The sequence below is a fragment of the uncultured Draconibacterium sp. genome (assembly GCF_913060805.1).
Taxonomy (GTDB): domain Bacteria; phylum Bacteroidota; class Bacteroidia; order Bacteroidales; family Prolixibacteraceae; genus Draconibacterium.
On record NZ_CAJXTC010000023.1, the window covers coordinates 67,875 to 88,085 of the forward strand.

At 43.2% G+C, this 20,211-nt stretch carries 12 protein-coding genes and 3 tRNA genes; 5 read left to right on the top strand and 10 right to left on the bottom strand.

From position 1 onward, the window contains the following. Positions 1 to 117 precede the first annotated feature (117 nt). Both QZ576_RS14575 and QZ576_RS14580 read left to right on the top strand, forming a co-directional pair. Positions 118 to 1,446 carry a BNR-4 repeat-containing protein gene (locus QZ576_RS14575; RefSeq protein ID WP_297098434.1) on the top strand — a complete coding sequence of 443 codons (1,329 nt, stop codon included), beginning with the start codon at positions 118 to 120 and terminating at the stop codon, positions 1,444 to 1,446. A gap of 102 nt (positions 1,447 to 1,548) precedes the next feature. Beyond that, entirely contained in the window at positions 1,549 to 2,952 is a 1,404-nt protein-coding gene (locus QZ576_RS14580) for a putative oxidoreductase C-terminal domain-containing protein (protein WP_297098436.1), read from the top strand. A 145-nt stretch (positions 2,953 to 3,097) separates the two neighbouring features. On the opposite strand, the gene QZ576_RS14585 is transcribed toward QZ576_RS14580, so the two are convergent. The 3 genes from QZ576_RS14585 to QZ576_RS14595 all read right to left on the bottom strand — a co-directional run bounded on the left by QZ576_RS14585 (position 3,098) and on the right by QZ576_RS14595 (position 8,930). After that, complete coding sequence (locus tag QZ576_RS14585; RefSeq protein ID WP_297098438.1) at positions 3,098 to 5,587, bottom strand: FAD-dependent oxidoreductase; 2,490 nt, start codon at positions 5,585 to 5,587, stop codon at positions 3,098 to 3,100. A 214-nt stretch (positions 5,588 to 5,801) separates the two neighbouring features. Next, positions 5,802 to 7,373, bottom strand: a complete 1,572-nt coding sequence (locus QZ576_RS14590) for a M20/M25/M40 family metallo-hydrolase (protein WP_297098440.1) — start codon at positions 7,371 to 7,373, stop codon at positions 5,802 to 5,804. Between the two features lie 24 nt (positions 7,374 to 7,397). Next, complete coding sequence (locus QZ576_RS14595) at positions 7,398 to 8,930, bottom strand: M20/M25/M40 family metallo-hydrolase (protein ID WP_297098442.1); 1,533 nt, start codon at positions 8,928 to 8,930, stop codon at positions 7,398 to 7,400. 142 nt (positions 8,931 to 9,072) lie between these two features. On the opposite strand from QZ576_RS14595, the gene QZ576_RS14600 reads away from it, so the two are divergent. Both QZ576_RS14600 and QZ576_RS14605 read left to right on the top strand, forming a co-directional pair. Beyond that, complete coding sequence (locus QZ576_RS14600; RefSeq protein WP_297098443.1) at positions 9,073 to 10,545, top strand: M48 family metalloprotease; 1,473 nt, start codon at positions 9,073 to 9,075, stop codon at positions 10,543 to 10,545. A 29-nt stretch (positions 10,546 to 10,574) separates the two neighbouring features. Continuing rightward, positions 10,575 to 11,060, top strand: coding sequence for a hypothetical protein (locus QZ576_RS14605; RefSeq protein WP_297098445.1), 486 nt, complete (start codon positions 10,575 to 10,577; stop codon positions 11,058 to 11,060). An 81-nt stretch (positions 11,061 to 11,141) separates the two neighbouring features. On the opposite strand, the gene QZ576_RS14610 is transcribed toward QZ576_RS14605, so the two are convergent. From QZ576_RS14610 to QZ576_RS14640, 7 genes are all read right to left on the bottom strand, one after another. Further along, a complete protein-coding gene (locus QZ576_RS14610; protein WP_297098447.1) occupies positions 11,142 to 12,560 on the bottom strand; it encodes a sulfatase in 1,419 nt (472 codons plus the stop codon). Positions 12,561 to 12,709: 149 nt separating this feature from the next. Beyond that, on the bottom strand, positions 12,710 to 13,975 hold the full coding sequence (locus tag QZ576_RS14615; protein WP_297098449.1) for a glycoside hydrolase family 5 protein: 1,266 nt from the start codon (positions 13,973 to 13,975) through the stop codon (positions 12,710 to 12,712). 711 nt (positions 13,976 to 14,686) lie between these two features. After that, positions 14,687 to 14,759: transfer RNA gene (locus QZ576_RS14620), tRNA-Gly, on the bottom strand. 6 nt (positions 14,760 to 14,765) lie between these two features. Further along, positions 14,766 to 14,853: transfer RNA gene (locus tag QZ576_RS14625), tRNA-Leu, on the bottom strand. Between the two features lie 22 nt (positions 14,854 to 14,875). Then, positions 14,876 to 14,948 (bottom strand) — tRNA-Gly (locus QZ576_RS14630). A gap of 80 nt (positions 14,949 to 15,028) precedes the next feature. Then, complete coding sequence (mutS, locus tag QZ576_RS14635) at positions 15,029 to 17,650, bottom strand: DNA mismatch repair protein MutS (RefSeq protein WP_297098451.1); 2,622 nt, start codon at positions 17,648 to 17,650, stop codon at positions 15,029 to 15,031. 358 nt (positions 17,651 to 18,008) lie between these two features. Continuing rightward, complete coding sequence (locus tag QZ576_RS14640) at positions 18,009 to 19,193, bottom strand: DUF4105 domain-containing protein (RefSeq protein ID WP_297098453.1); 1,185 nt, start codon at positions 19,191 to 19,193, stop codon at positions 18,009 to 18,011. A gap of 146 nt (positions 19,194 to 19,339) precedes the next feature. On the opposite strand from QZ576_RS14640, the gene QZ576_RS14645 reads away from it, so the two are divergent. After that, the coding region (locus tag QZ576_RS14645; RefSeq protein ID WP_297098456.1) for a regulatory iron-sulfur-containing complex subunit RicT at positions 19,340 to 20,211 on the top strand (872 nt) is incomplete at its 3' end.

Here is a 20,211-nt window from a genome sequence, read left to right on the forward strand (position 1 = left end):
ACTTCGCGAAAAATACCAGAAACATCAAATCTTTAACAGAAAAAATAGAAAATTTGATAATCCTGAATCGAAGCTAAAAAGTTCGATTTCGTAACTTTGACTCCCAAAATATTTATCATGAAACTGAATTATCTGCTACCTATTCTATTTATCGTTATTCTATTTGGCTGCACCTCTTCCCAGCAAAAAACGGCCGACAAAACACCTGTCGTGAAAACCTTAAATGAAGACGGTGCATGGTGCTGGTTTTCTGATCCGCGCGCCATTTACACCGCCGACGGGCAAATTGTTACCGGCTGGGTGAAAAAAGATGGATCGATAGAAGTGGCCTCCTTAAATCCGGAAACCGATGAAGCAAAATTCAATAACATTTATCCGCAGTTTGAATTCGACGATCACGATAATCCTGCGTTTACGATACTTCCAAATGGAAATCTATTTACCATGTACGCCTGGCACTCGACAGGTAAAGGCGTTTTGAGTAACACAACAACAAACGGCACTGATATTGAAAGTTTTGGCGAGAACGTAGTTTTCAAACCAACAACAGAAGAGCTGCTGAAAAAATTTCCGAGGGAAACTTTTACTTATGCCAATCCATTTGTATTAAGCGAAGAGGATAATAAACTGTTTGTTTTTGGGCGCTGGATAGGTTTTAAACCCAACATGATTATTTCGGAAGACAACGGCGAAACATGGAACGAACAGTACGTGATAATGAGCGACGATCCGTTTACGCCCAACAACCGGCCTTACGTAAAATATTATTCCGATGGAAAATCAAAAATCCACATGATATTTACCGACGGGCATCCGCGTGTTGAACCAACCAACTCGGTTTACTATTGCTACTACGAAAATGGTGCATTCTGGAAAGCTGACGGCACAAAAATATGCGATCTCGACGGGCTGCCATTTCAGGTTAAGGACGCAACGGTGGTTTACAAAGCTGATGAAGAACACGGTCGGGCATGGATTTGTGATGTTGTTGAAAAAGACGGAACTCCTTATATTTTGTATACCCGTCACCCACAAGAAACCGATCATCGTTATTTCTACGCCTGGTACAATGCCGACACAAAAACATGGGAAGACCACGAAATTTGCAAAGCCGGAAAATGGTTTCCGCAAACACCCGAAGGCGAAACGGAGCGCGAACCGCACTACATGGGCAACATGACTTTCAATCCGAATAAACCCAACGAAATATACTTGTCGCGAGAAATAAATGGTGTTTTCGAAATTGAAAAACGTACCACAAACGATGGTGGAAATTCATGGGAAATTGAGCCGGTTACACAAAATTCAACCCTCGATAATGTGCGGCCTTTCATTCCTCGTTATCAACCAAAGGATTCGAAAACGGTGGTTTTATGGATGGAAAACAACAAATACATCCATTACACCGATTACGATTGCAGCATAAAATACTATGTTGAACCGTAGTATTTGGCAAACATCTTTTTTCCTATTCCCTTTTCAAACAGAATTAAAAGTATAATTTTGCGTGTACGCCAACGGAAATCTAAATACTAATAAAATTATTTCATGAAACATCTATCAACTGCGGCCGTGGCACTTGCAATTCTGTTTTCAGCGTGCACGGGTGGCAGTCAAAAATCAACTGACTCTGAGAAAGAAAAGAATATGTTTACCGGAGCAAAAGGAGAAGTAAAAATTATGACCCTCGACCCGGGACATTTTCATGCAGCTTTGGTGCAAAAATCGATGTACGACCAGGTTGATCCGCTTGTAAATGTTTATGCGCCTGACGGTGTAGACGTAGTGGATCATCTGAAACGAATTGAAGGATACAATACGCGCGCAGAAAATCCAACATCGTGGGTAGAAAAGGTTTATAAAGGTAACGATTACCTTGAAAAAATGCTGAGAGAAAAACCCGGCAACGTAATGGTAACTGCCGGAAACAACGGAAAAAAAACCGATTATATCTTAAAAACGGTTGAGGCGGGAATCAATGTGCTGGCCGACAAACCAATGGTAATTTCGCCCGAGGAGTTTCCGAAACTGGAAAAAGCTTTTCAGGTAGCTGAAGAAAACGGCGTTTTGCTGTATGATATCATGACCGAGCGTCATGAAATTACTACCATGTTGCAGCGTGAATTGTCGCAACTGCCTGAGGTTTTTGGAACCTTGCAAAAAGGAACTGCGGAAAATCCGGCCATCACCAAAGAAAGTGTACACCACTTTTTTAAATATGTTTCGGGAAATCCGCTAAAACGTCCGGCGTGGTATTTCGACACCAAACAACAGGGCGAAGGAATTGTGGATGTAAACACGCACCTTGTTGATTTGATCCAGTGGGAAGCTTTCCCCGAGGTCGTTCTTTCGAAAGAAGATGTTGAAATTGTTTCGGCAAAACACTGGACTACGGATATTACACCGGAAATGTTTAAAAAATCGACTTCGCTTGATGAATATCCCGAATTCCTGAAAAAAGATGTTGACGGAGATATTCTGAAAGTGTACTGCAACGGAGAGATCAATTACACACTGAAAGGCATTCACGCCAAAGCATCGGTAATCTGGAATTTCGAAGCTCCTGAAGGAGGCGGTGACACTCATTACTCGATTATGCGCGGGACAAAATGTAATCTGGAAATTATTCAGGGCGAAGAGGAAGGTTACAAACCACAATTGTACATTGAAGCAACTGATGTTGATCCCATGGAATTTGCCGGAAGTCTGAACAACGCAGTAACAGGTTTGGCAGAAACTTATCCAGGCATCTCCGTGAAAAAGATTGGCGATAAAAAGTGGGTAATGAATATTCCAGAGAAATATAAAGTTGGTCACGAAGCACATTTCGGTCAGGTAACTGAGAAATACCTGCAATACCTTATTGACGGCAAACTTCCGGAATGGGAAGTACCAAATATGATCGTAAAATATTACACTACAACTGAAGGTTTGAAAGCTGCCAGACAATAGTTCAAATAAAAATATTACAATGAAAGCTGCTCGGTTTGGGCAGCTTTTTTATATCCAAAAAATTGAGGGTTTCACTATTAGTGAAACCCTCAATTATATTATCAGCGCAAATCTTCTAAACCTGCGTTATCTGCGTTCTAATCTTTTATATGAATAAATTCAAATTCGACTGGTCAGCTTCTTCCAAATAAGTAGCCACACCGCCAATTTCAACGCCTTCCATCAGTTCTTCTTTGTCAACGCCCATCACATCCATCGACATTTGGCAGGCAATCATTTGCACACCATTTTCCATGGCTGTCTGAAGCATGTCTTCCAGCGAATCTACTTTTTTAGCCAGCATTCGCTTTTTCATCATTTTCGCGCCCACTCCCATCATATTCATTTTCGAGAGTTTCAAATCTCCGGCATCTTTAGCCATCATCGAACCAAACATCTTACTCATCACGTCTTTATCAACATGCGGCTTGTCCGATTTTTTGATCACATTCAATCCCCAGAAAGTGAAGAACAAGGTTACTTTGCTTCCCATGGCTGCAGCTCCATTGGCAATTACCAGCGATGCGAGAGCACGATCCATATCGTCGCTAAAAACCACCATGGTTTTATTTTTTGCCGGTGCCACGCTCGTCTTCGCACTGCTTTCCTCTTGCTTTTTGCCTTTTTCGATCAACGCTTTTACTTTGCCCTTATCAGCAGAAACAGAAACCAACTTGTTGCCGGTCATGTTACACCACGATTTCACATCTTTCATAAAACCCATGTCGGTAGCAATTTGCTCCAAACGCTCGCCGGGTTCGATGTTTTCAATTTGCTGTTTCAGCTTTAAAATTGGCCCCGGGCATTGCAAACCACAAGCATCAACCTGAATGGTTTTTACCGGCGCTCCTTCAATTACTGCCTGTCCGTTATTCGCTTTTCCGCGATAAATGTGATCGTTTTTGGTAATATAGTTGGCCTCGAAAATATCTTCGTTACTTTGTTTACAGATGGAGTGCTCGTAAGTTTTGTAACCACCACTCAGGTTATAAACTTCACTGAAACCCGATTGTGAAAGAATCCGGCAGGCAATGTAACCACGAAGTCCAACACCACAATAAACGATTATCTTTTTGTCTTTTGGAAGTTCGTTCAATCTTTCGCGTATATCGTCAACCGGAATATTCACCGAACCTTCAATGTGACCCAATTCGTTTTCTGCAGCTGTACGAACATCGAGCAACACAATGTTTTCCGAATGAAAGTTATGAATCTCATCCCAGCTTACGATTTTCAGTTTGCCGCTTACGATATTTTCTGCCGCAAAACCAGCCTGGTTCACCGGATCTTTTGCCGATGAAAACGGAGGTGCATATGCGTGCTCAATATCCTGAAGATCGTAAATGCTACCACCTTGTTTCAGCACGGTTGCGATTAGGTCGATACGTTTGTCAACTCCTTCGTAACCGATCATTTGCGCACCATACAATTTACCATTTTCAGGATGGAAAAGAATTTTCAGCGTGTATGGCAAAGCATCGGGATAATAACCAGCATGCGAGGCACCGTGAATAATATTTGCCGTGTAAGGCATCATTTCATTCTTCAGCGTTTTTTCAGGAATACCAGTTGATGCCACAGTAATATCGAACACTTTAGCGATAGCGGTTGCGATGGCTCCTTTGTATTTACGTGTATTTCCGCTAACAATATTGTCGGCTACAATACGGCCTTGTTTGTTAGCCGGACCAGCCAAATAGATATTGCTTAGTTTTCCGGTAATCGGATGTGGAAAAGCCATAGCATCTCCCAATACGTAGATATTTTCGTCGTTGCTCAGCAAATATTCGTTGGCAATAATTCCGCCATTTGGAGCCAGATTCAATCCGGCTTCGCGAGCCAGTTTATTTTCCGGTTTTACACCAATCGACAGGATAACGAGATCTGTTTCAATCTGGCGTCCCGATTGTAAGGTAACATTCAACACGCCATCTTCGCGTTTAAATGAAGTTACTCCGTCTTTCAAAAAGAACTCCACCTGTTTTGTTTTCAGGTGCTGGTGAACGACTGCCGCCATTTCGTAATCAAGCGGTGCCATCACCTGTTTGGCCATTTCCACAATCGACACTTTCATTCCTAAATGGTGCAGGTTTTCGGCCATTTCAAGCCCGATAAAACCGGCACCAACTACTACCGCTCTTTTTGGTTGATGATCGTTGCAGTACGCTTTTACTTTATCTGTATCGGCAACATTTCGTAGCGTAAAAATCGATGGATCTTTAATTCCCGAAATCGGTGGTTTAATCGGTTCCGCTCCCGGCGATAATACCAACTTATCGTACGATTCGGTATACTCCTCGCCGGTTTTCACATTGCGAACAACAACCGCCTGCTTTTCGCGATCAATTTTCACAACTTCGTTAAAAACCCGCACTTCAACGTTTAAGCGGGCTTTAAAACTCTCGGGTGTTTGTAAAAGCAATTTCTCCCGATCTTTAATAACATCTCCGATATAATAGGGCAATCCGCAGTTTGCATATGAAATATGTGCTCCACGTTCAAACATTATTATCTCCGCCTGCTCGTCTAATCGACGCAGCCTGGCCGCCACTGTTGCACCACCGGCAACTCCTCCAATGATTAAATATTTTGACATTTTTCGTATTGTTATATATAGATATCTATATTTTTAGAGCACAAAAGTATGTTTTTAACTTTTGCTCATTTCAAACACGATTATGAGGAGTAAATAATTAACACAAATTTATCAGTCAAAAGTCATGACTTTGCAGGTCCGGATTGGGGCAAAAAAAAACAGCTCTTTCAAAATTGATTGAAAGAGCTGTTTCTCGGAAAATGAATTCCCAAAACTATATGACCGGCTTATCTACCACCAAACGTTTCTTTTGATTGGCCAACTTGTAAGCTACTGAAAATGCATACTGTGTAACCCTTTTCATTTTATGAAAATCGATCTTGTCCAGCTCATCGGTAATTTCGTGATAATCGTCGTGCAAACCGGTTGACAAACCAAGAATTGGCACGCCATTTTTATAAAAGTGGTAATAATCGCTGCGGGTTAAAAAGGCTTTTGTAAGTTCATCGCTCGGCACAAGACCAAGATCTTCGCAAACTTCGTCGCTAATGTCCAGCAGCTCGGTACTTTGTCGGCCTGAAATGATGTACATTCCGTTAGGTCCTGCTAAACTTTTTGAATTCACATCCACTGAATCCAGTTCCTTTTCTGCCGAACGACCGATCATATCGAGGTTAATATCAGCCAAAGTATTTTCCATTGAAATTACCGGATGCTGTGAGTAATAATCCGAGCCAAGCAGCCCTTTTTCTTCGCCGGTTACCCACGCAAAAACGATAGTGCGTTTAGGTTTCTTTTTCATGCTTTGGAAAGCCTCAGCAATTTCCAGCAAAGCAACTGTTCCTGTTCCGTTATCATCGGCACCGTTGTATATACCACCTTCACCATCGGTTCCCAAATGATCGTAGTGCGCGGTAAAAATAATGCACTCTTTCTTCAATTCCGGATCGCTGCCTTCAACCATTGCAATTACATTTTTTCCCACTATGTTGTCGGTCGATTTCACGAGGTCTACCTCCGTTGTCAGGTTGTTAATGGCAAAAGATTTCGGGCTTTCGCTTTTGTTAATTTCCTGTTGCAATCCGGCTAAGGTTTTCCCCGATCCTTCCAACATTTTATCGGCTAACTCATCGGTTCCAAAAATCAGTCGGATCGGAATAATCATCCCTTCTTTAGCTCCTTTTAACTTCAGGTTTCCGCCGGTTGCATATTTGCGTATGCTTTCAATGTATTCAGTATTTGGATTCATCGGATCGTTTACCAAAACCAAAGCTTTGGCGCCTCCCATCATTGCCCGCGACATTTTTTTCATTTCGGTATCCATGTCGGGCTCAGCTCCTTCTTTTGCCTGCTCAAGCGTGCGGGTCATAACCAGCACAATTTTACCTTTTAAATCCAGGTCTTTTGTGTCGTTGTATTTGGTATCCTCGTTGTACCAGCCATAACCGGCAAACACCACATCGCCCCTAATAGTGTCATTTTTTGCAGGTCCTCCCAACGAAAAAATATCCTTTGTCTGGTAGCTTATATTTCCGTTGGCGTCTTTTAAACTTAGCACAGTCTGATCCAAATCTGGCGTTACAGCTTCCATCTCAATATTCTGAAAATAGCCTTCAACTCCGGGAGTCAGGCCCATTTTTGCACATTGAGATTTCAGGTAATCGGCAGCAAGATCAACGCCCGGCGTTTCGGTAAAAAAATCGCGCCCTCGCATATTGTCGCTGGCAATAAATTCCAGATGCGCTTTCAGATCATTCTCGGTAATGGTTTGCAATTCCTTTTTTTGCGCAACAGCCACAATTGAAACTGCCACACAAAACAGCGTAAAAAGTAGTTTGGTGTTCATGTTTTTAGGTTTAATATAATTCGATTAAAATTCTACGTCTTCTTTATTGGCCAAATCAAAACCTACTAAAAAGCAAAGATCGGCAACACGCTTTATTTTTTCAAAGTTTATTCGTTCCACCTCATCGCCAACTTTGTGGTAATCGGCATGATAACCGGTGGCGTAATTTAAAATTGGCACACCGTATTTGTGGAAATGGTAATGATCGCTGGCACGTAAAAAACGCTCTTTTGGCAAACTGGTGTCGGGCACTAATCCCAACTCGGCACAGTGCGCCGCATTTATCTCGGCCAACTCGGGCCACACATCGTTCGACAGCGTGTAGAGCCCATCAAAGTCTTTCACTTTTTTGGGGGAGTCTTTCCATACATCGTCGCGCGGGCCATCGTAAACGCGCCCAACCATATCGAGGTTAATAGAAGCAACTGTTTTATCCAACGGGAAAATAGGGTGATCGCAATAATAGCTCGATCCGAAATGTCCTTTCTCTTCGCAGGTTACCCACAGAAAAACGATACTACGTTTCGGTTTTTGCTCCAGAGATGCAAAAGCTTCTGCCACTTCCATAATGGCCACAGTTCCCGATCCGTTGTCGTCGGCACCGTTGTACACATCGCCATCTTTTCCAACACCAAGATGATCGTAATGCGCCATGAAAACAATGTATTCGTTCTTCAAAACCGGGTCCGATCCTTCAACATAAGCAATTACATTTTTTCCCTCCAGCAATTCTGGCTCCGATCCCGATTTCAGGCTTAATGTTTCTGAAACTTCAGATACTGCTTCTGATCCAGCGGCTACTTCTTCAAGGTACTTTTTGTATTGACCATTTTTACCCAGCAAAGCATCTGCAACTTTTGGAGTGGCCAGCAAAACGGCAGGCTGCGCAGAAACATCGTCAGTTTTTACGCTGTACCCCGGACGGCTCATCCAACCTTGCAATTGTTTAAAGGTTTTATTTTCGGTGTCTTTCGGATTCGTAATCATCAGCATAGCCTTTGGCTGCTTTTCCATGATGGCATTCATTTTGGCGCGCTCTACGCGGTTTTGCCACTCAAATGCCTCTTCGCCCGAAAACGATTCCGCATTTCCCTGCGCAACAACAACCAGCTTGTCTTTTATATCGAGCGACTCCAAATTTTCGCCAAAACCGATGAATACAACCGGCTCTTCATCAAGACTAAAAACGCCGGGAGTCTGATTGAGCTTCACGAGTTCTTCGGTGCGGTAAACCGATTTGCCCTTTTTATTGTTTACTTCAATAAAATCATCTGTACTAAGTGCAGTGTGCAAAATTGGCACCGGCTGAAAATAGTTTTCCACTGCGGGTTTCAGCCCAATTTCTTTTGCATAATCGGCCAGGTAATTTGCCGTAATTTCAAGTCCGTCAACTTCGGTGCCCAGTTCTCTGCCCTGCAATTCGTCGGAAGCAATAAATGTGAGGTATTCGGTTAAATCAGGAATATCGATTTTCGACATTGCTTCGTTCTGCGCATTAGCCGAAAACAGAAACGCCAAAAGGCTAAAATAAATAAGTACAGTTTTACGTATTAACATACGGGTGATTTTAAAAAATGAAGTAAATATTATCTTTGTGTAAGAGCGAATTTAACAATTAAGCCCATACAGGCAAGCCATAAATAACAATTTGACACGAATAAATGTGAATTCTTAACCATCCTTCAAAAATTCGAGAAAAATGAAAACAATCAAAACATTTTCAGTAATTCTTTTAACCGTTTCGTTAGTGCTACTGATACCGTCGTGCGCCATAAATCCCGTTACCGGGAAAAAGGAGCTGATGTTTATGACGGAAGAACAGGAAATTGCCATGGGAGCACAATACGACCCAACGGTTATTTCAACATTTGGATTGTATGATGATGAAGAACTGCTGAATTTTATAACGGAAAAAGGTACCGAAATAGGGAAAATCTCGCATCGCCCAGACTTACAATTTCATTTCAGGGTATTGGATTCGCCGGTGGTAAATGCTTTTGCCGTGCCGGGCGGATATGTATATTTTACCCGCGGAATACTGGCGCAGTTTAATAACGAAGCAGAACTGCTGGGTGTATTGGGCCACGAAATAGGTCACGTTACGGCACGACATTCGGCTCAACAACAAACACGACAGCAACTCAGCCAGTTTGCACTGGCCGCCGGAATGATTGCCGTGCCCGAAGTGGCGCAGTTTGCCGGCGAAGCTACCGCAGCTATGGAACTGTTGTTTTTAAGTTTTAGCCGCGCCAACGAACGTGAAGCCGACCGTTTGGGTGTTGAATATTCGACCAAAATTGGTTACGATGCCCACAAAATGGCCGACTTTTTCACTGTGCTTGATAAAATGCAGGGAGGTGGCGAAGGGAGCACTGCCGGCGTTCCGATTTGGATGTCGACACACCCCGATCCGGGTGACAGAACTGTTGCCGTAAATCAAAAAACGGCCGAATGGCAAGCTCAACTGCCCCAACAAAATTACGCTGTAAAGTCCGACGAATATCTGAAGATGATCGACGGAATTGTGTATGGTGAAAACCCACGTCACGGTTTTGAAGAGAACAGCATGTTTTATCATCCCGATCTGGCATTTCAGTTCCCGATACCCAAAAGCTGGACACTGATAAATTCGCCGCTTCAGGTGCAAATTGTTCCTGAGAACAAGGATGCTGCAATTATTTTTGAGCTGACGCAGGAAAAAGGTGCCGATGCAGTTGCGCAAAAAACAATATCCGATTTACAACTTAAACTCATCGATAAAAACAATGTAAAAGTGAACGGACTGAATGCGGTGGTTACCCTTTCGGAACAGGTTTCGCAAAACAATGCGGGGCAAGAACAGGGGCTAAAAATCCTGTCGTATTTTATCGAAAAAGATGCGATGGTTTATACTTTTCACGGTCTTTGTTTAGATGCGAATTTTAATGGGTATAAACCTGCGTTTGAGTCGACCATGAAGAACTTTGCGCGACTTACCGACGCTTCAAAACTTAATATTCAACCCGACCGCATTAAGGTCATTTCAATTAACAGTGCATCGGTTTCGTTGAAAGATGCTTTTGACTACTACAAAGTTCCGCAAGACAGATTTGAAGAAATGGCTTTGCTGAACAACCGCGAGTTGAGCGATGTGTTGAGACGTGGAGATTTGATTAAGATTTTAGCGAAATAATTATTAATTCAGAAAACAATTTTTACAAAATGAAAAAGACACTACAAAGAATTGTATTGACAGCAATTTTAGCTGTTACAGGTATTTTTATTGGAAACGCACAGGAACTTGGTATACGTTTTGGCGATGTTTCGGCCGGAAGCGTTGCAGTTGATGGAATTTTCTCGACAGGAGAATTTAACCGTTTGCATGCCGACCTTTCGTTTGGCGACGGTGTAGCTGCCGACCTATTGTGGGATTTCCTTTACCGTCCGCTGGCCGACGAAGCTTTTAACTGGTATATGGGTGTTGGACCATACCTGGCCATTATCGATCACGACTATGTTGTTGCCGGAGACCATAAATCAGAAACAGATTTTAATCTGGGAGCAGCTTTTGAAATTGGCCTTGAATACCGGTTTGTGGAAATTCCGCTGGTTTTAGGACTTGATTACCGCCCGGCGCTGGAGATTATTGACAATACCGACCTCCACTGGGGTGGTTTTGGATTTAATGTGCGCTATGTGTTTAATTAAACCATGCATAAAATATAAAAAGAAAAGCGTGCCATTGGCGCGCTTTTTTATTTTGTCATTTCCCATTTTAACGGGAGTTTTCTAATCCTGTATTGGCTTATTATTTTTTATAGCATCCTCTGCCTGTTCGGCCATAGCTAAAATGGTGTCCACCACGTCGGGATTTTTATCAGCAACATTTTCCTTCTCACCCGGATCGTTTTCCACATCGTATAAATGTGCTGTATCCAAATTTCCGGTCCAGTGTTCTCCGGGCAATATCAGTTTCCAGTTTTTATACCTCACACTCATTAGTCTTCCTGTTGCAGTAAAACCATACACCGCTTTATGAGGTGCAACAGCTCCTGCTTCATTTTTCATAAGAGGCAAAATATTTTTCCCATCGATTACCCTGTCGGTAGGAATTTCGGCACCAGCAATATTGGCAAATGTGGTAAACAGATCCATGCCCGTTACTGGTACATCACATTCAGTCTCTGCAGGAATTACATCCGGCCATTTCATAATACACGATACCCGGATTCCACCTTCGTAACGTTCCTGGTATTTGCCTTCGCGCAAAATGTGCTCGCGGTCGGGATCGGTAAAACCAAACTTTCCGTAGCAGTTTTCCAACTCCTCGTCGCGGTGCACCAACGGGCCATTATCCGAAGAAAATACGATGATTGTATTGTCTTCAATTTTCAGTCGCTTTAAGGTATTTAGAATGATGCCCACCGAACGGTCGAGGTATTCAACAGCGTCGCCATATGCCGCGGCTTTGCTTTGCCCTTCGAAACCTTTTGGAACAAACCAGGGCGTGTGCGTTTCGATGTTTGCATATTGCAGATAGAACGGTTTGTCCTCCTGTGTTGCGCGGTATATAAACTTGCAGGCTTCGCGGGTAAACAATGCCGGAAGCTCGGCCAAGTCATTGTTGTCGCATCGTTTTATAATTTGCGCCTGCTCGATTAACGGAATCTCCGGATCGCTGATACCATTTGGTCGCCAGCCCGAATTCCCGATACGCTCCGGGCCATGATCGTTGGGATAAGGAATTCCCAGAAACTCGTCGAAACCATGAACACATGGCAAATACTGTGGCAAGTGTCCTAAGTGCCATTTACCGTATAATCCGGTAGTGTAGCCTTGTTCTTTTAGCAATTCGGTGATTGAAACCTCCAGCTCGTCTTCCAAACCATGTTTCGAATGCGGAAACAGCACGTACAAGCCCGTACCGTTATTTACCCTTGGCGCATATCGACCGGTTAAAGTGGCTGCCCGAGATGGCGTACATGTACCGTGTGGCGCATAAAAACTCGTGAACTTCATGCCTTCTGCTGCCAACTTATCCAGGTTAGGCGTATTGATGTCCTTCGAGCCAAAACAACTCAGATCGTCGAAGCCCACATCATCGGCAAGAATATGAATAATATTGGGCTTTTTGGTGTCCTGAGCCTGAACTTTTGCAAGTGAGAAAAACCCACAAAGCACTATCAACAGTTTAAATTTGAAATTCATGATTAATGGTTTTGAAATTTTGACTTACGATTCCTTTTGCGCACAGCAATAACGGGCGAACAATATCGTCATTCAATTTGGGAAGTTCAAACAAAAACCGGACTTTTTGATTTTTTTACAAAGTATTTTTTAATGGAAAAGCAAGCTAATTACGGCTCCATTGCCATCGCCCGAATATACCCTTCATTTATCTCGCATTTTGCCAGTTTCAGGTTAGCAATGTATTCCATCATCACTTTTTTAACCAGCTCCTGATCGGGACGATTTGCCTGCACTGCCTCGTACGTATCACGCGGTCCTTCAGCAAAGTCTACAATTATATCCCAGTTTTCAGGTGTTGGAATGGTAACCATACAACGCGGACTTCCCATTTTTTTATACGGCCAGTAGTGGTAACCGATATTGTTTTTTATCATCAGGCGCGTCCAGGCAGCGATCCACTCATCCGTATTCTCGCCGGTTTCTCCCATGTAGATTGGCAAATTCACGGAGTCGCGGAAGTCAACAAAATCCTGAATATTTGCTTGCATGGTATCGCACCAGTAGCGGTGACAAGTGTACATCATTTTGTCGTTGAACTTGGAATCGGTAAACACTTTGAAATTGCCGTTCCACTGCGCTCCCCCCAACAAAACAATGTGGTTGTTATCCACTTCGCGAATGGCTTTTACTGCTTTCATATAAAGTGGTTCCAGTTGTTTGTTCAACATTTCTTCATCTTCCGGGAAATAGGTGGCAATTGGTTCGTTCAGCAAATCGTAGCCTAAAATTATTGGTTCGTTTTTATAACGGTCGGCAATTTTTCGCCAGATCTCCACAAACAACTCCTGACTTTCTTGGCTAACCATCAACCACGGGTAACCGTAGCTATCGTCGATATTGGCTCCGGTTTGTCCACCGGGGGCATCGTGCATATCCAAAATAATGTACAAGTCCGATTCGCGGCACCACTCCACCAAACTATCGATGCGCGCGAAACCATCCTGGTTGGAATAAAGCCCCATGTAATCCTCATCGGTAAACAGTTTATAATGAAACGGCAGGCGAATAGAATTCACGCCTGTGCTTTTTAAATAACGAATATCTTCGCGGGTGATGTAATTATCCTTGAATTCTTTCCAAAATTCGTTGGTAAAATCAGGCCCCACCGCTTCGCGAAACATATTGTCGATAAGCCGTGCGGAACTGGTTTTTTGGAATTTGAACATATAACCTTCCGGATTTAGCCAGTTACCCAGGTTGATTCCCTGGATAAAGAATTTCTCACCATTGGGTGCGATCAGGTCCGGTCCACTGATAGTTATGAATTGTGATGCGTCAGCCTGTGGTTCTGCTTTTTGCTGCGCGGGTTGACATGAAAATAATACGGCACTTAAAAACAGTACCCAAACCGATAGATGAATTTGTTTTTGCATGATTTAGTTTAATTGGTTGCATGTGAAAATAGCAATAATGTTGGGAAAGAAAAAGTATTGCAAATTCGGAAGTGACAAAGAAAGGGAAGTTATTAGTTAAGGACTAAAGTCCGGTGTCTGTTACAGTTCACAAACCCCGGCATTACTGCCGGGGTTAAGCATAATTCCCAACTCCGGACTTTAGTCCTTAAAATTCGAAATACAGTATTTTGCTCCGTGGCTTTAGCCTTTAAAGGCTAAAGCCATTCCTTTTCCTTATTAAAGTGCCACCAAGCTAAAGCATGGTGCAAAAACTTATAACCACAGGCCCCTTTGGCAGGGATTGCAGCGACACCCTGTTGCAGACAAGCGACCAGTTTTTGTTATTGGACGAAGGCGACAATGGGAGCCCGCGTAGCAATTACAAAAACCAAGCTTGACAAAACCGGTAAAGCGATAAGCCCGGCAGCCAACCAAAAGAAAATATTAGGCAAAAAAAGGCCTCACAAAAATGTGAAGCCTTTTAAGAGCGAGAAATCCTGACGATTATGTCAGGACAGGCGGGACTCGAATGCTGACGCTTTTGGTCAGCATCCTGACATTCCTCGGGAATCGTCAGGGCCCGCGCCCCCGATCCGTCAGTTGACGGATCGTGCTCTACCAACCGAGCTATTCTGCTAAATTTAAGGCATAAAAAAAGACCACATAAATTAATATGCAGTCTTAGTTTTGAGCGAGAAACGGGACTCGAACCCGCGACCCCGACCTTGGCAAGGTCGTGCTCTACCAACTGAGCTATTCTCGCAAAAAATGGTACCCGAGGCGGGACTTGAACCCGCACGATCATAATGATCATTGGATTTTAAGTCCAACGTGTCTACCAATTCCACCACCCGGGCATCCTTTGGATTATCGTGAATGAGCGAGAAACGGGACTCGAACCCGCGACCCCGACCTTGGCAAGGTCGTGCTCTACCAACTGAGCTATTCTCGCATATTTTAATGAACTTGCTTTTTCAAAAGCGATGCAAATATATTGCTATTTTTTTATCTGGCAAAAATTATTGAAGTCCATTAAGAAATTCCTGTCAATTTCTTTATTTCATTTAGCTTGTTCAGGGCTTCAATTGGCGTCAGATTATTCACGTCGAGCCCGGCAATCTCATCCCTAATTTGCTTTAGCACAGGATCATCCAGTTGAAAAAAGCTCAACTGCATGCCTTCGCGATTTTCGCCAATCTCTTCTAAAGGTTTACTTAAACTTTCCTTCTCTTTTCCGCCTTCCAACTTCGATAATATCTGCTCGGCACGTTGAATTACCGATTTTGGCATGCCTGCCATGCCCGCCACATGGATACCAAAACTGTGATTACTTCCTCCACGAACCAGTTTTCGTAAGAAAATAACTTTGTTGCCCACCTCTTTTATGGAAACGTTAAAGTTTTTCACGCGCGGGAAAGCTCCCTCCATTTCGTTCAGCTCGTGATAGTGGGTGGCAAACAGTGTTTTTGCTTTGGTGAAAGCATGTTCGTGCAGATGCTCCACAATCGACCAGGCGATGGAAATTCCGTCGTAAGTTGATGTTCCGCGCCCCAGCTCGTCGAAAAGAATCAGGCTGCGATCGGAAACATTATTCAGAATGCTCGCCGCTTCGTTCATCTCCACCATAAAAGTTGATTCGCCCAGCGAAATATTATCCGAAGCTCCAACACGGGTAAATATTTTATCTACAAAACCGATTTTTGCGACTTCGGCAGGAACAAACGATCCCATTTGCGCCATCAGCACAATTAACGCTGTTTGACGCAGCAGTGCCGATTTACCGGCCATGTTCGGCCCCGTAATAATTATGATCTGTTGATCTTCCTGATCAAGTTTTACGTCGTTTGCGATGTACGAATCGCCAATTGGCAACTGATGCTCTATTACAGGATGCCGCCCCTCTTTGATCTCGATTGAAGTAGCATCGTTCACCTCCGGCCGAAAATATTTATAGGATGTTGCGCATGTGGCGTACGACAAGAGACAATCGATTTGTGCCAGAATATGGGAGTTCAACTGAATAGCTGAAATGTATTCTGACAGTGCAAAAATCAATTCACCAAAAAGCCGGCCTTCGAGCACCTGGATTTTCTCCTCAGCACCAAGAATTTTCTGCTCGTATTCTTTTAATTCCTCGGTAATATATCGCTCGGCACTTACCAGCGTTTGTTTGCGAATCCAATCAGCCGGCACCTTATCTTTGTGCGTATTCCTCACTTCAATGTAGTAACCAAAAACATTGTTGAAACTGATCTTCAGCGATGGAATTCCATGTTTTTCACTTTCACGTTTCTGAATTTGCGCCAGGTAATCTTTTCCTGAGTAAGCGATTTTTCGCAGGTCATCCAGTTCCTCAGAAACACCTTCGGCAATTACTTTTCCTTTATTCACTGCTGTTGGCGGATCGGCAACAATTTGCTTTTCGATACGCTCCCGAATCAGATCACAAGGATTTAACTGCTCGGCAAAACGATTTAAAGCCGGATTGTCAACACTGGCGCAGGCAGCCTTTATAGGCACAATTGCCGCCAATGCATTTTTTACCTGCACTACTTCGCGTGGATTGATGCGACCGACTGCAACTTTTGAAATCAGTCGTTCCAAATCGCCCATCTGACGGAGGTGTTCTTCCAGGTTTTCTTTGGTTTCCGGATCTTTCAGAAAAAGCTCGACAACTTCCAGCCGCTCGTTTATCGGATCGATATCTTTTAAAGGCAGCGCCATCCAACGTTTCAGCAAGCGCGATCCCATTGGTGTGATGGTTTTATCGATCACGTTGATGAGTGCTTTACCACTTTCGTGAAGCGGTGCAAACAACTCGAGGTTACGAATGGTAAACCGGTCGAGCCAAACATAGTGTTCTTCCTCAATCCGGCTTAATCCCGAGATATGACTTAACTTCTGGTGTTGCGTAATATCGAGATAATGCAAAATCGCTCCGGCAGCAATAATACCCAACTGCATGTTATGCACACCAAAACCTTTTAACGAACTGGTTTCAAAATGCCGGGTCAGGCGGTCGTTTGCAGCATCGTCGGTGTACACCCAGTCTTCCAGATTAAAGGTGTAAAATTTTGTCCCGAACAGATCGTTAAACTCCTTCCCTCTTCCGCGTTGAAACAACACTTCTTTGGGTTGAAACGAATTCAATAATTTGTCGATGTATTCAAAACTACCTTCGGCAGCTAAAAACTCACCGGTTGAGATATCGAGAAAGGCAATACCTGCCCGTTTTTTATCGAAATGGACCGATGCGAGGAAGTTGTTTTCGCGGTTCTCAAGAATATTATCGTTGATGGAAACCCCCGGAGTTACCAACTCGGTAATCCCACGTTTCACGATTTTCTTGGTCATTTTCGGATCTTCCAGCTGCTCGCAAATCGCAACCCGCTGTCCGGCCCGCACCAACTTGGGTAAATAAGTATCCAGCGCATGATGCGGAAAACCTGCCAACTCCACATAACTGGCGGAACCATTTGCCCGGCGCGTTAATGTAATTCCCAGAATTTCCGCCGCCTTTATGGCATCTTCTCCAAATGTTTCATAAAAATCGCCCACACGAAAAAGCAACACCGCATCAGGATGTTTATCCTTGATGGTATAATATTGCTTCATCAGCGGAGTTTCTACATATTTCTTTTCCTTTTTTGCCATCGTTGAGCAAAGATAATTGTTTCAATGCATGGAAGAAATCCATGACAAATTTGTTCATCCAAACTTTTCAACAATATCGGGTTGCACCAAGGCAAAAGTTGAAAGGAAAAAGGCAAAAGTAACTGCGATAAAAGAAATTGGATTACAATTAAATATCGCTGATGACTTTGATTCAAGTTCCGAAAACTATTTTTTGCACCGTCTTTTAAGGCGGTGATACCAAAGCATCCAGACCAATCTGATTTTTTAGATTTTTTGTAGAATGAAGTTTACAAAAAATCTAAAAAATCACTGCTGAAATATCCTCTTTTTTACACCGCTCTAAAGAACGGTGCAAAAGATAATTCCAATAAATAAATTAACTGCGAGCCGCTTTTAAAGACTTCAAAATTAATAACGAATGCGCCACTGCCCGAATAAAAAATGTGGCTGCCATGATGAAAAACACCGGATGAAATTTTTGCGGCAGAAAAGGTGCCGAAATAAAAAACAAGATCATCCAAACCGCAAAAATAGGGTGATAATAACGAATCGCCGAACGCCATTTTTTTCGTAGCCATAGAATTGCAAATGGCAGACTCAGCGGAACCAGCCACATCAGGTTATAATTCGGGCTCATTGCCGGATGTTCGGAATAAATGGTAAACCAGGTGAGCAACAAACCACCAAGTCCGTTTATCCCGTAAAGCACAATATCAAGCGCGGGCTTCATTTTTTCGTTCTTAAACTGTTTCCATGTGAAATAGGCTACCACCAGCAACAACAATGAAAAAACCATGAGCGGCCCCCAAAGCCATGTCAGAATTTGAGTTTGTTCCGGCGCCTGGTAAAGTACCTGAACCGGTTGCGCAATATTCTGCCCGTTATCATTTCTTTTTGCCGTTGCAAAATGCTGCATCACATAATCGGGCAAAAACATTTCTTCTTCAAGCGTTGCCTCACGATCGGACTCAGCTGCCACCAAAAAATCGATACCAAAATTCAACCATCTTATTTTGTGGTGACAATCTTTTATCAGCGTTCGCAAGGTTTTATGACTGGCACTGTCGGTGTAAGTAATGCCGCCATTTACGTTGTCGGCAATTACATCGCGCACCCGCGTGGCACAGTTATCAAAGAAAAAATTATAGCGGTACACCCTGTTTTCGGGCTGTGCATTCCACACTAGAAAATCAATAACCGCTTGTTTTTCCTGCGCTGTAAGATTTAATTCCTGCTCAAAAACGCTGCGTTTATCGTGCCGGTATTCATTCAAAAAACTTTCAAAACGATAAGCGCCAAGCAAGTAATCGGTTTGCCCGGCACAAAAACGATACAGAAAATTGGGGCTGCTAAAATCAAAAATTCCGTAGTTAAAAACCACGTCATAATTCAACATTGGATCTTTTACGCGAATGGCCGAATGACCATAAACCGAATATGCCTCATTTCCAGGGCTGCAGGTAATTATGCTAACCGTTGCCCTTTCTGAAAGTTGAAAAGCCAGCCCATTAAATGCGAGGGCCACAAATACTACAACTAAAAGCCGCTTTAAGAGATTCATGAAAGTTTTCTGCCTTATTTAATTTTCAATAAAGGAACAAAAAAGCTCATTTCCGGCCTAAATAAAATATAATATTTTAATTTAGACTTGTTCCAGATTAGAAAATTCAATTCTTTTTCTAATCTTTGCATTGAATTATTTACAAGATGCACGTGAAGCTCAGTGCAATAAATGCGCAAGCCACGCATCAGACAGAAAGCAGAGAGGATTATATGAGTTGTAATGGATGTTCGTTCAATAATTCAACAAGTAGCATAACACAAGGATACGACTGGCTGAGTGATTTGCCAGACACCACCGATAAATCAGATATTGTTGAAGTTAAGTTTAAGTCAACCCGCAAAGAATACTATAAAAATGTTGAAAATCTTCCGCTAAAACGTGGAGACCGTATAGTTGTTGCCTCCTCGCCGGGGCACGATGTTGGCGAAGTAACCCTAACCGGTTACCTGGCCGAAAAACAATTTAAGCTGCGGATAAAAAACCCGTCGCGTTATGACCTGAATGTGGTTTACCGCAAAGCTTCCGATGCCGATATTCAGAAACTGAACGAGGCACGCAGCCGCGAAAAAGCCACCATGATACGTGCACGCCAGGCAGCACAGGAACTTGGGCTGGACATGAAAATTGGCGATGTTGAGTTCAGAGGCGACAACAAAAAAGCAATTTTTTACTACTTAGCCGAAGGCCGTGTTGATTTCAGGGAGCTGATTAAAGTATATGCCCGCGAATTCCGTATTAAAGTGGAAATGAAACAAATTGGTGCCCGCCAGGAAGCCGGTTTGATTGGAGGAATTGGCTCATGCGGTCGAGAATTGTGTTGCTCGAGCTGGCGAACCGATTTTTCAAGTATTTCGTCGGAAGCGGCGCTAAAGCAAGGCCTGTCGCCATCGGCGCAAAAAATGGCCGGTGCCTGCGGAAAACTAAAATGCTGTCTGCTCTACGAGCTTGACGCTTACATTGAGGCAGGAAATGAATTTCCGCGCGAACTACTCGACCTTGAACTGGCATCGGGAAT